The following is a 12,415-nucleotide window of genomic DNA, read 5'->3' on the forward strand; positions in this document are numbered from 1 at the left end:
TGTCGAAGGGTTCGTCTGAGGGGTGCGGCCCGGTCAGGGGACGCGCACGAGGACCTTCTGGGCGTCGGACGCGGGGTCCAGGAGCCGTTCGAAGCCCTGGGAGACGACGTCGTCGATGGTGACGACGTCGGACAGGACCTTCTCCACGGGGAAGGTGCCCCCGGCGATCAGGCGCAGGACCCGGCCGAAGTCGTTCACGGGGTAGCACCAGGTGCCGACCAGCGTGAGGTCGCGGTTGGACAGGTCCATGGGGTCGATGCTGGCCGGGCGGGTGTGCAGACCCGTCTGCGCGACAGTCCCGGCCGCCCGGACGGCCGCCAGGGCGCTGCGCAGACCCGGTTCGCTCCCGGAGCACTCGACGGCGACGTCGGCCCCCAGGCCCTCGGTGCGCTCACGCACGAAGTCCGTGAGGTCCACGGCGGCCGGGTCGACGACCTCGGCGACACCGAAGGCCTCGGCCAGCGCCCGGCGGCGGGGGTTCGGTTCGGAGACGATGACCCGGGCCGCCCCCGACGCGGCGGCGTACAGCGCCGCGAGCGCCCCGATCGGCCCGGCCCCGGTGACGAGGACCGTGTCACCGGGGACCGTCCCGGCGCGGTCGACCCCGTAGGCGGCGACGGCTGCGGGTTCGACCAGCGCGCCCTGGACGTCGCTGACCTCGTCCGGCAGGCGCGTCACCAGGTGTTCCGGCACGACGATCTGCTCGGCCAGTCCACCACCGTCGTAGCTCAGGCCCACGCACGCCATGACGACGCAGAGGTGGTTCAGGCCCCGCCGGCAGAAGTAGCACCGGCCGCAGGTCACCAGGGGCATGACGACCACCCGGTCCCCGGCCCGGACGGACGTCACCTCCGGTCCCGTCTCGAGGACCTCGGCCGAGAACTCGTGCCCCATGACCTGGGGCAGCACGGAACCGTTCAAGGGGTGCGGCTGCGCCGGCGTCACGATGGGACCGGCGGCGAACTCGTGCAGGTCGGTGCCGCAGATCCCGCACACGATGGGGCGCAGCCGGACCCCGGTGGGACCGACGGCGCCGGGTTCGGGGACCTCCTGCACGCGCAGGTCGTGGGCGGCGTGGAAGACGGCGGCTTTCACGGGTCGTTCTCCTTCGGGTCGGGCTCGTCGGGCGGCGGGCGGGCGCGGTCCGCGCCCTCACACGGCGGTGATACCACCGTCCACGGAGATCGCGGCGCCCGTGAGGTAGTCGACGCCCGGGGAGAGCAGGAAGAGCACGAGCCGCGCGATCTCGTCGGGGGTCCCGTAGCGGCCCAGGGGGGTTCCCTGGAGGAAACGACGTCGTTCGAACTCCGGGTCGTCGGGGTTGACCAGGTGCTCGGAACGGCTCATCAACGGCGTGTCGACCGGGCCCGGGCAGATGCAGTTGACCCGCACGCCCGCAGCGGCACCCTCGGCGGCCGCGACGCGGGTCAGGCCCAGGACGGCGTGCTTGGTCGCCACGTAGTCCGCCCGCGCCGGTGCGCCCTTGAGGCTCAGCAGGGAACCCGTGTTCACGACGGCTCCGCCGCCGGCGGCCGCCATCACGGGCAGCACGGCCCGCAGGCCGAGGAACACCCCGTGGAGGTTGACGTCCACCACGGAGTACCAGGACTCCAGGGACGTCTCCGCCAAGGTGGTGTGCGCCCCTTCGACCCCGGCGTTGTTGAAGAAGAGCGTGGGGGCCCCGAAGACCTCCTGCACCCGCTCCACGTAGGCGGCGACCTGGTCGGCGTCGGTGACGTCCGCCGCGAACGGCTCGACGCGTGCCGCGCCGGTCCCCGCCTCCCCCGCGGTGCGTCGTGCGGCGGCCGCGTCCACGTCGACGGCGAGCACGTTCGCACCCGCTGCGTGCAGCGCCAGCGTCGTGGCGCGGCCGAGGCCGCTGCCGGCGCCGGTCACGACCGCGGTGCGACCCTGCAGGGAGGGTGTGGTCGCGAGGGTTTCGGTCATCGTCGGGACTCCGGTCTGTCGTCGAGCGGGGAGAGCGGTCCGCGGGGGTGCTCAGAGGGACTCAGTGGAAGACGACGCCGCCGTTGACGTCGAGGGAGGCGCCGGTGACGTACTCGGCCCGCGGCGAGGCCAGGAAGCAGAGGGCGTCGGCGATGACGTGCGGCGCACCGGCCACCTGCAGGGGGATCTTGGCCCACTCCTCGACGCGCACCTGCTCGACGTCGATCCCGCGGGCCGCGGCCTCCGAGGCGAGCGCGTCGCGGTGCATCGAGGTGTCGATGTTGCCCGGGCAGACCGTGTTGCAGCGCACGGCGGGCGCCAGTTCCGCGGCCAGCGACTGGACGAGGACGACCAGTCCGGCCTTCGCCGCGCAGTAGGCCGCGAAGTAGGCGTGGCCGGAACGACCCCACCACGACGAGACCGCCGTCAGCGTCCCCCCGCCGTCGGCGGACAGCAGGTCGGCGAAGGAGTGCGCGACGAGGTAGGGCACGGTGAGGTTGTTGCGGAGCACCCGGTCCCACTCCTGCGGGCTGAGGTCGCCGATGCCCGCGGCCGTCTGGACCGTCCCGGCCACGAGCAGCAGGGAGTCCAGCCGGCCGCGCTCGCGACGCACGTCGTCGGCGAGACCCGCCACGGCGTCGGGGTCGGCCAGGTCGGTGCGGTGTCCGCTGACCTGCAGCCCGGTCCGTTCCCGCAGGTCCGCGGCGACCTCGTGCACCGCCTCGACCACGTCGACCAGGACGAGGTCGGAACCCGCGTCGGCGAGACGTTGCGCGGTGGCCCGGCCGATGCCGCCGGCGGCTCCCGTCACGAGGGCGACCTGCCCACGACCCCACTGCTCGGACACACCTGCTCCTCTTCGTCGAGTTCCGCCGTCGGCCTCTGCGCCGTCGACGTCTGGTGTTCACCGTCACTGAACGCCATGCCGGAGCGCGCTGTCAAGACGACGATCGGGCCGATCTTTTGTTCACTGTCACGCGACAAGAACCGACGTGGCGGGCTAGCGTGGATCCCCGGTGCGCGACGCGGCGCACCCGACCGCACGGGAGGCACTGTGGTGGACAGGACCAGGATCGCCGTGCTCGGCACGGGCGCCAACGGAGCCGCGGTGGCGGCCGACCTGACGCTGGCCGGGCGCGACGTCACGCTGATCGACCAGTGGCCGGCGCACGTGGAGGCCATGCAGCGCAACGGCATCACGATCGACGACGGCCAGGGTTCGACGGTCGTCCCGGTGCGCGCCCACCACCTGTGCGACGTGGCCGGGATGCGGGACCGCTTCGACGTGGTCCTCGTCGTCCTGAAGGCCTACGACACCCGCTGGGGCGTCGAACTCGTCCGCAACGTGCTGGCCGACGACGCGATCGTCGTCGCGCTGCAGAACGGGATGACGACGGCCGACGTGTCCGACGTCGTCGGGCCCCACCGGACGATGGGGGCGGTCCTGGAGATCTCCTCGACGCTGTTCACCCCCGGCGTGGTCGAGCGCCACTCCCCGCGCGAACGCTCGTGGTTCGCCGTCGGCGCGGTCGACGACGCCGCCCGCGGGCGTGAGCAGCAGGTCGCGGAACTGCTGCAGCACTCCGGCACCGTGCAGGTCTCCCGGGAGATCCTCTCGGCGAAGTGGATGAAACTGGTGCTGAACGCGGCCGAACTCGTGCCCTCGGCCCTGCTGGACCTGTCGATCGCCGACGCGGCACGCCGACCCGGGATGCCCGAACTCATGGTCCGCGCGGGTCTGGAGGCCGTCGCCGCGTGCCGCGCCGACGGTCACCGACTGGTCGGTATCTTCGGTCTGGACGATCCTGACGAGGACGTCGAGGGCGCAGGACCGGAGGACTACGTGCGGAGCCTGGTGGACAAGCTGCTGGCGGACTACGTCCGTCCCACGACCCTGTCGACGGTCCTGCAGGACTGGCGCCGCGGTCGCCGGTGCGAGGTCGACCAGATCAACGGGCACGTCGTGGACGTCCTGCGCGCGCACGGGCGCGCGGCTCCCGTCAACGCGGCGGTGGTCGAGCTGGCCCACCGGGTCGAGGCGGGCGAACGGGCCCGCGGCCCGGAGAACCTCGGGCCGCTGCTCGACCTGGCCGGCTGCCCGCGCCCGGCGTCCGTGGGCGGTGAGCGGTGACCTTCGACCGCGTCGCCGAGGCCATCCGCGCGCACCGGACGGCGATGGGCTGGAGCCTGCGCGAACTCGGCGCCCGGACCGGGGTGTCGGCCAGCCTGCTCTCGCAGATCGAGACCGGCAAGTCCCAGCCGTCGGTCACCACGCTCTACGCGCTCGTCAACGTGCTGGGTCTCTCGCTCGACGAGGTGCTCGTGGACCCGCCGCCGCACTCCGACGGGCACTCCGGCGGACGCGCGGCCGGGGCCGCTGCGGCGCCGGCCGCGCAGGACACCGCCGGCCCCGCGCTCCCCGGCGCGGGCTCGGAGTTCACGCGGGCCGTCGCGGACCTGGACCAGCACGACCGGCCGCACTGGGACACCGTCATGCGTCCGGGGCTGCGTCCCACGCTGGAGCTGGAGTCCGGGGTCGTCTGGGAGAAGCTGGCCGACTCGTCCGGTTCGCTGGTCGACAGCCTCCTCGTGACGTACCAGCCGGGCGGCAGCTCCTCCTCCAGCGGGAAGCTCAGCCAGCACACCGGCGTCGAGTACGCCTACCTGCTGGAGGGCGAGCTCACGCTGCAGCTGGAGTTCACCCGGCACGTGATCCACCCCGGTGACTCGTTCTCGTTCGACTCCTCGCGGCCGCACCTGTACCGCAACGAGACGGACCGGCCCGCGCGGGGGGTGTGGTTCGTCCTGGGTCGCCGGACCGGTGCCCTGACGCCGGAGGCGTTGCAGGCGCTCGGTCTCGCCCCGGAGCGCTGACACGGGTGCACGGAGGGGGCCGGTCCCGCGGGACCGGCCCCCTCCGTGCACCCGTCTCACCTCACTTCAGGGCGGCGATCTGCTGCTCCGGGGTCAACGTGCTGGACACGAAGGCGTCCGGCGGCAACTGGTCGTCGCACTGCACGGGGTGCGGCTGCCCCGACAGGGAGTCCTCGAACGCGGTCTGCGGGAACTCGGTGGTGTCGGGCAGGACCCCGCCGCTGGCCTTGGCCACCGCGTACTGCACCGCCAGCCGCCCCATGGCGTTCTGGGAGTCGACGGTGAACAGCTCGAAGCCCTTGCCCGCCTCCTTGCGGTCCCGGTAGTCGCACGCGAGCTGGTTGGAGTCCTCGGTGGCGATGGTGGGGATCGGCCGGCCCGCCTGGTCGAAGGCCCCGAAGGCGCTGGCCAGCGCGGACCCGAAGTCCGTCGTGACGGCGTCGATCTTCGGGTTGGTGGCCAGCGCGGCCGTCACGACCCGCTGCGTCTGCGCCGGGTCCCAGTTCGTCACCGCGTAGGGGGTCTGGCCCACGAAGGTGATGTCCGGGTGGTCCTTCAGGACGCGCTGCATGCCCTCGTACTCGGCCTGGCTCTGGGAGTTCGCCGCCGGCCCGCCCAGGTTGAGCACGGTCCCCCCGTCGGGCAGGGCCTTGACCAGGAACTGCGCCCACAGCTCGCCGGCCTTGCTGAAGTCGGTGCTGATGAAGGCGTCGTAGTCCTTGCCCGGCCGGCCACCGGGATCGACGCGGTACGGCACCGTGACGACCCCGGCGTCGTGCGCGCTGCGCAGGGCGGGCAGCATCGCCTGTCCTGCGTCCGGGAACACCACCAGGGCGTCAACCCCCTTGGCGACGAAACCCTGGACGTCCGAGATCGCCTTCTGGGTGTTGCCCTGCCCGTCCGCGTAGGAGAAGTCCGTCACGCTCGGGCACTTCGAGGCCTCGTCCCGCGCCTCGGCCGCCGTCACCTGACGCCAGTTGTTCCCCCCGAAACCGTCGGCGAGAGCGAGGGTGATCTTCTTCGTGCCGCACCAGGACGGGGCACCGGCCAGGGGCGTGCCCTGACCGGAGGCCTCCGCCTGGCCCCCGGCGGTGTCGCCGCTGCCGGTCGAGCCGCAGGCCGCGAGCCCGAGCAGGAGGGTGCCGGCGAGCGCGGAGACCCGGCGGTGCCGGCGGGAGGTGGGCGAGCCGTAGCGGTGCATGGCGGTCCCTTCTGATGCACTCCCCCCACCGTCGGGGGGAGGTGTTTCCACGGGTGGACGACGAGTCGGCAGAGGGTTTCCGGCGCCGACCGGAGGATGCTCGGGCAGTGGGAGGACCGGCGGTCCGTCCGCGTTCAGTTCGACGCGCCTCGCTGCGCGTGTCCAGTATGGTTGAACACGTGGTTCGCCCGCAAGAGTTTCGGTGAACAGGCACCGTGTGAACGGGCGCCGGGGACCGGAGCGGCCGGACCGCGACGACGACTCGACGGCCGGGCGCACGTCCGGCCCCGTTCCCTGGAGGTCGGATGGACAACCACGACGCGCGGACCACGTTGGTCGTCGGCGCGACCGGGATCTCCGGAGCGGCGATCTGCCGCGCCGCCCGGGCCCGGGGCTCGCAGGTGCTCGGCGTCTCCCGACGCGAGCCCACCGTCCCCGGCGTGCAGCACGTGGCCGCCGACCTCCTCGACGACGCGTCGGTGCGCGGGGCGCTGGAACCGCTGCGCCCGTCCACCGTCCACCTGACCGCGTGGGTGCGCCGCGACACCGAAGCCGAGAACATCGAGACCAACTCCGCCGTCGTGCGCCGGATCCTCGACGCCCTCGGGCCCGCGGGCAGCGTCGGGCACGTGGCGCTCATGACCGGCCTGAAGCACTACCTCGGCCCGTTCGAGGCCTACGCCCAGGGGAAGACCCCGGACACGCCGTTCCACGAGGACGAACCCCGGCTCGACCTGCCGAACTTCTACTACGCCCAGGAGGACGTGCTCTTCGAGGCCGCCGCGCGGTACGGCTTCACGTGGAGCGTGCACCGCTCCCACACCGTGATCGGGCACGCGGTCGGCAACGCCATGAACATGGCGCTGACCATCGCGGTGGCGGCCTCGATCGCGCGGGAGACCGGCCGTCCGCTGGTCTTCCCGGGGTCCGCGGCGCAGTGGAACGGCCTGACCGACGTCACCGACGCCGACGTGCTCGCCGACCAGATGCTGTGGGCGGCAAGCACTCCGGCAGCCGCTGACCAGGCCTTCAACATCGTCAACGGTGACGTCTTCCGGTGGCGCTGGATGTGGCCGCGCATCGCCGGCTGGTTCGGTGTGGAGTGGGAGGGCTGGTCCGGTGAGGACCGCCCGTTCCAGACCCGGATGGCCGAGGCGGCCGGGGTGTGGCGCGACGTCGCCTCCCGTCACGGCCTGGTCGAGCAGGACGTGGAACGGCTCGCGAGCTGGTGGCACACCGACAGCGACCTGGGACGCCCCATGGAGGTCGTGACCGACATGGCCCGCAGCCGCGCCGCCGGGTTCACGACCTACCGGTCGTCCTGGGACTCCTTCCGGACCCAGTTCGAGCGGTACCGCGCCGAACGCCTGATCCCCTGACGCCGGCGCCCACCCCGGTCTCCTCCCGCGCGGCCCTGCTCCGCGTCAGGAGGTGAAGAGGTCGGGGTGGCGCATCAGCTCGATGCGCGTGCGCTTGATGTGCCCCGCCAGGACGTGCTCGGCGGACTCCGCGTCCCGGCGGCGCACGGCGTCGATCAGCAGGCGGTGCTCGGCGTTGATCACCCACCGCCGGTCCTGCCCGGCCAGCATCGCGAAGGCGCGGCGGTAGAACTGGGTGGTGTCCCAGTACCGTTCGGCCAGCAGGGTCAGCTCGGCGGACGTGCTGCGGCTGTAAGTGAGCCAGTGGAGTTCACGGTCCAGCCGGAGGAACACCTCGACGTCGTCGTTGTCCTCGATGGCCGCCTGCAACTCCTCCAGGCGCACGACGTCGTCGTCGGTCAGGTGGGGCACGCTCTCGGCCAGGGCCAGGGGCTCGATGCGTTCGCGGATCTTGTAGGCGATGTCGAACGCCTCCGTGTCCATGCTGGTGACCCACGCCCCACTGCTCGAGCGCAGCCGGACCAGCCCCGAGCTCTCCAGGATGCGCAGGGCCTCGCGGACGGGGAGCCGGCTGGTGCCGAACTCCGCGGCGAGCTCGTCCTGGACGATGCGCTGCCCCGGTTGCAGGTGGCCGTCGAGGATGAGTTCGCGCAGCCGTTCGGCGATGCGCCGGCTCACCACGCCGTTGCCCTCGGACGCGGACGACGCCACGGCAAGCCTCCTCCCCCGGCCCGTCGTGCGCGGGCGGCCGGAGCAGTCTACGGTCGCGGCTCGGCCCGCTCCTGCGGTGGCTGCCGGTCGAAGGCCTTGCCCCGGGGGTAGGAGACGAGCTCGAACTGCATCCCCCACGGGGACAGGAAGTAGATCCAGCGCTGCCCGGCGCTTGGACCGCGGCTGGTCGTGGGTTCTCCGAGCACCGTGACGTCCGGGCGCCCGCGCAGGAACGCGACGGCGGCGTCGAGGTCCTCCACGTACAGGGCCACGTGGTGGCCGCCGACGTCGCTGTTGAGCGGGGGTTCCTCGCGCCGCTCGCGGGCCTCGTACTCGAAGACCTCGAAGACGGCTGCGCCCCCGCACCGGAAGAAGTGCAGTTCGCGCATGACCGTGTCGGGAGCCACGTTCATGTGGGTGCGCATCCAGTCGTCCTGGTGGGCGAAGGGCCCGAGCGAGTACAGGTACTCGCAGCCCAGCACGTCCACGAGGAACTCCCGGGCCTGCTCCAGGTCGGGCACGGTGAAGCCGACGTGGTCCAGGCCACGCAGTCCCGGCAGGCTGGTGAGCGGTGCCATCAAGTCCTCCTTCGGATCCGATGGGCCGTCAGCTTACGCAGGATCGCCAGTGATGTCTTGCGATCGGATCCGATCGATGTCACAGTCGTCGTGCACACGAGGCCGTTCGAGGAGGAATCATGGCCACGTCCCGACCGCTCGGCGCCTCGGCGCCCTGGGTGGAACTGCGCACCACCGACGAGGACTGGGACCAGGTGGACGGCGACGTCCTGCTGCGGATGCTGGGGCAGCTCACCTGGATCCGGACCTTCGAGCAGCACGTCCTGGACCTGGCCGGTCAGGGTCTGGTGCACGGTCCCGCGCACTCCAGCATCGGCCAGGAGGGCGGTGCCGTCGGCTCCATCCTGGGCCTGCGCAGCGACGACCAGGTCAACGGCTCGCACCGCGGGCACCACCAGTTCCTGGCCAAGGCGTTCGGGCACGTGGCGAAGACCTCCCCCGGATCGCTGCCGGAGATCACCCCGGAGGTCCGCACCGTCCTGGAGCGCACGCTCGCCGAGATCTGCGGGCTGGCCCGCGGGTACTGCCGCGGCCGCGGCGGGTCGATGCACCTGCAGTGGCAGGAGGCCGGCGCGATGGGCACGAACGCCATCGTCGGCGGCGGTGTTCCGCAGGCCGCGGGCTTCGCGTGGGCGGACAGGCAGGCCGGGACCGACGCCGTCTCCGTCACGTACTTCGGGGACGGTGCCGTCAACATCGGCTCCGTGCTCGAGACCTTCAACCTCGCCGCCGCCTGGAAGCTGCCGATCTGCTTCTTCATCGAGAACAACCAGTACGCCGTCTCGACGCACGTCAGCGAGGCCACCGGGGAACCGCGCCTGTCGGCCCGGGGCCCGGGTTTCGGGATCCCGAGCTGGCGCGTCGACGGCATGGACCCGCTCGCGGTGCACCTCGCCACGACCCAGGCCCTGGAAGTCATGCGCAACGGCGGCGGGCCCACCCTCATCGAGGCGGAGGTCTACCGCTTCTTCCACCAGAACGGCCCGTACCCCGGCAGCGCCTTCGGCTACCGCGGCAAGGACGAGGAACGCGCCTGGCGGGAACGGGACCCCCTGCAGGCCGTCCGCCGTCACGTGGAGCGCCGGAACCTGGCCACCGCGGAGGAGGTCGACCGGGCCGCGGCCGACGTCGAGGCAGTGATGACGGAGATAGAAGCCGAACTGCTGGAACCGGTCCCCGGCGGCAAACCGTCCCAGCGACGCATCCGGGAGTCCGAGTGGCCGAACCGCGACTTCGTCGACATCGGCATCCGCGGTGACCTCAGCGAGTTCGACGGGACGCGGAACGAGGAACTCGACTCCTACGACGGCGACACGAAGCAGTGGAAGTTCATCGACGCCGTGGCCGCCGTCATGGACCGGCGGATGAGCACCGACGAGTCGATCGTCGTGCTCGGCGAGGACGTGCATAAGCTCAAGGGCGGCACCAACGGCGCGACGCGCGACCTGGCCCAGCACCACCCGGGCCGGGTGCTGGGCACCCCCATCAGCGAGAACGCGTTCACCGGCCTCGGCGGCGGGATCGCCCTGGACGGGCGGTACAAACCGGTCGTCGAGTTCATGTACGCCGACTTCATGTGGGTCGCCGCCGACCAGTTGTTCAACCAGGTCGCCCGCGCGCGCCACATGTTCGGTGGTCACAGCGCCGTCCCCTTCGTGCTGCGCAGCAAACTGGCCGCCGGGACCGGGTACGGTTCCCAGCACTCGATGGACCCCGCCGGGATCCTGACGACGTCCGCGGGCCTGCGGGTCGTCGCCCCCAGCAGCCCGTTCGACTACATCGGCCTCATGAACTCGGCCCTCACCTGCCAGGACCCGGTGGTGGTCCTGGAGAGCGTGGAACTGTACGCGACGCAGGGACCGGCTCCCGTCGACGACCTGGACTACGTGCTGCCCGTCGGTCGCGCCGCCCTGCGGCGCAGCGGGCGGGAACTCACGGTCATCTCCTACCTGGGCATGGTCGCCAAGTGCCTCGAAGCCGTCGAGCGCACCGGGGTCGACGCCGACGTGATCGACCTGCGCTGGCTGGACCGGGCGAGCATCGACTGGGACACCGTCGAGGCCAGCGTCAAGGCGACGAACAACGTGCTCATCGTCGAGGAGGGGGCGCTCGGGACCTCCTACGGGGGGTGGCTCGCCGACGAGATCCAGCGCCGCCTCTTCGACTGGCTGGACCAGCCCGTCCAGCGCGTCACCGGGGCCGAGGCGTCCCCCAGCATCAGCAAGGTCCTCGAACGCGCCGCCATCGCCGGCGTCGAGGAGATCGTCCACAAGCTCGAGGAGATCCGGCCCGCATGAGCGCAGCCGTCGAACCGACCCGTGAGGAGGAACGGTGCCCAAGCTCCTGAACATGCCCGAGGTCTCCACCGGGGCGACCGAGGCCGTCGTCTCGGAGTGGCTCGTCCCGGAGAACGGCAGCGTCGAAGCCGGCGACGCCCTGGTGAGCATCGAGACCGACAAGGCCGTCGTGGAGATCGAGGCCGAGGAGGCGGTCACGGTGGCCCGCGTCCTGGCCCCGGCCGGTGCCACCGTCGAGGTGGGGTCCCCGGTCGCCCTGCTGCTGCTCCCCGGGGACACCGTCACCGATCTCGACGCCCTGCTCGTGGAACTGGGGGCAGCTCCCGGCACCGACCCCGCCCCGTCCGCCGGGGAGGACAGTGAGGACGACGCAGACGGTGAGGACGACGCGGACGGTGAGGACGACCCGGGGACGACCACGCGCGTCTTCGCCAGCCCGCTGGCCCGCAAGCTCCTCAAGGACGCCGGGATCGGCCTGGACGCGGTCACGGGAACCGGGCCGGGCGGGCGGATCGTGCGCCGCGACGTCGAGCAGGCCATCGCCGCCTCGGACGGACGGGCGGCCGACCCCGGGACGGACGGGGGTTCGGGCCCGGAGAGCCTGGAGGGCACGAGCCTGACCCAGGCCCCGCCCGAGGCCGACCTGGAACGGCCCGTCCAGGCCAGCGACACCGCTCCTGCCGTCGAGGACGCCGGGGAAGGACCCACCCCGAGCCCGGACCGTCCCGCCCGCGAGGGCGCCGGCGCGACCACGCAGGTCCCGCACAGCCGCCTGCGCCGCGCCGTCGCCGCCCGGCTGACGCAGAGCAAGCGGGAGGCCCCGCACTTCTACGTGAAGGGATCCGTCCGGCTGGACGCCCTGCTCGCGCTGCGCAGCCAGGTGAACGACGTGAGCCCCACCCGGGTCTCGATCAACGACTTCGTCGTCAAGGCCGTCGGGTTCGCCTCGGCCGCGGTGCCCGACGTGAACGTCACCTGGGGCGAGGACGCGATGACCCGTCACACCTCCGTCGACGTCGGGGTCGCCATCGCCTCCTCCCGGGGCCTGGTGACACCGGTGCTGAGGTCGGTCGACTCCTCCACCGTCTCCCACGTCGCGGCGACGGTGAAGGAGCTGGCCGCGCGCGCCGAGGCCGGCAAGCTCGCCCAGCGCGACCTCGAGGGCGGGACCATCGCGGTGACGAACCTCGGCATGCACGGCGTGGAGGAGTTCTCCGCCATCATCAACCCGCCGCACGCGGCGATCCTGGCGGTGGGGGCGGGGCAGCGCCGACCCGTCGTGTCCGACGACGGCGAGATCGTCGCCGCGACCGTCATGACCGTCGTCCTGTCGGTGGACCACCGCGCCGTCGACGGTGCGCTCGCCGCGCAGTGGCTGCGCACGTTCACCGGTGCGCTCGAAGCGCCGATGACGCTCCTGACCTAGAG

At 72.3% G+C, this 12,415-nt stretch carries 11 protein-coding genes; 5 read left to right on the forward strand and 6 right to left on the reverse strand.

Features of this window, described 5'->3' with window-relative positions; genetic code table 11:
- Positions 1–33: 33 nt before the first annotated feature.
- From CLV37_RS23945 to CLV37_RS23955, 3 genes are all read right to left on the reverse strand, one after another.
- The gene (locus CLV37_RS23945) at positions 34–1,095 is read right to left on the reverse strand and encodes a 2,3-butanediol dehydrogenase (RefSeq protein WP_106215252.1); all 1,062 of its coding nucleotides are present in this window, start codon (positions 1,093–1,095) and stop codon (positions 34–36) included.
- Positions 1,096–1,152: 57 nt separating this feature from the next.
- The gene (locus tag CLV37_RS23950; RefSeq protein ID WP_106215253.1) at positions 1,153–1,947 is read right to left on the reverse strand and encodes an SDR family NAD(P)-dependent oxidoreductase; all 795 of its coding nucleotides are present in this window, start codon (positions 1,945–1,947) and stop codon (positions 1,153–1,155) included.
- Between the two features lie 61 nt (positions 1,948–2,008).
- The gene (locus tag CLV37_RS23955) at positions 2,009–2,794 is read right to left on the reverse strand and encodes an SDR family NAD(P)-dependent oxidoreductase (RefSeq protein WP_106215254.1); all 786 of its coding nucleotides are present in this window, start codon (positions 2,792–2,794) and stop codon (positions 2,009–2,011) included.
- A 210-nt stretch (positions 2,795–3,004) separates the two neighbouring features.
- Between CLV37_RS23955 and CLV37_RS23960 the strand changes: the two genes are divergently transcribed.
- Entirely contained in the window at positions 3,005–4,078 is a 1,074-nt protein-coding gene (locus CLV37_RS23960; protein WP_211298911.1) for a ketopantoate reductase family protein, read from the forward strand.
- On the forward strand, positions 4,075–4,821 hold the full coding sequence (locus CLV37_RS23965; protein ID WP_211298912.1) for a helix-turn-helix domain-containing protein: 747 nt from the start codon (positions 4,075–4,077) through the stop codon (positions 4,819–4,821). The genes CLV37_RS23960 and CLV37_RS23965 overlap by 4 nt, the downstream gene beginning before the upstream one ends.
- 61 nt (positions 4,822–4,882) lie before the next feature.
- Here the strand turns inward: CLV37_RS23965 and CLV37_RS23970 are convergent, their stop codons facing one another.
- Positions 4,883–6,022: a substrate-binding domain-containing protein gene (locus CLV37_RS23970; RefSeq protein ID WP_106215256.1), complete on the reverse strand. Its 1,140-nt coding sequence runs from the start codon at positions 6,020–6,022 to the stop codon at positions 4,883–4,885.
- Between the two features lie 305 nt (positions 6,023–6,327).
- Between CLV37_RS23970 and CLV37_RS23975 the strand changes: the two genes are divergently transcribed.
- Positions 6,328–7,401 carry an SDR family oxidoreductase gene (locus tag CLV37_RS23975; protein WP_106215257.1) on the forward strand — a complete coding sequence of 358 codons (1,074 nt, stop codon included), beginning with the start codon at positions 6,328–6,330 and terminating at the stop codon, positions 7,399–7,401.
- Positions 7,402–7,446: 45 nt separating this feature from the next.
- On the opposite strand, the gene CLV37_RS23980 is transcribed toward CLV37_RS23975, so the two are convergent.
- Positions 7,447–8,112, reverse strand: a complete 666-nt coding sequence (locus CLV37_RS23980) for a GntR family transcriptional regulator (RefSeq protein WP_106215258.1) — start codon at positions 8,110–8,112, stop codon at positions 7,447–7,449.
- Between the two features lie 47 nt (positions 8,113–8,159).
- A complete protein-coding gene (locus tag CLV37_RS23985; RefSeq protein ID WP_106215259.1) occupies positions 8,160–8,690 on the reverse strand; it encodes a VOC family protein in 531 nt (176 codons plus the stop codon).
- A gap of 119 nt (positions 8,691–8,809) precedes the next feature.
- On the opposite strand from CLV37_RS23985, the gene CLV37_RS23990 reads away from it, so the two are divergent.
- Both CLV37_RS23990 and CLV37_RS23995 read left to right on the forward strand, forming a co-directional pair.
- On the forward strand, positions 8,810–10,987 hold the full coding sequence (locus CLV37_RS23990) for an alpha-ketoacid dehydrogenase subunit alpha/beta (protein ID WP_106215260.1): 2,178 nt from the start codon (positions 8,810–8,812) through the stop codon (positions 10,985–10,987).
- Positions 10,988–11,021: 34 nt separating this feature from the next.
- Complete coding sequence (locus CLV37_RS23995) at positions 11,022–12,413, forward strand: dihydrolipoamide acetyltransferase family protein (protein WP_106215261.1); 1,392 nt, start codon at positions 11,022–11,024, stop codon at positions 12,411–12,413.
- The last annotated feature ends 2 nt before the right edge of the window (positions 12,414–12,415 follow it).

The organism is Kineococcus rhizosphaerae (assembly GCF_003002055.1).
Classification (GTDB): domain Bacteria; phylum Actinomycetota; class Actinomycetes; order Actinomycetales; family Kineococcaceae; genus Kineococcus; species Kineococcus rhizosphaerae.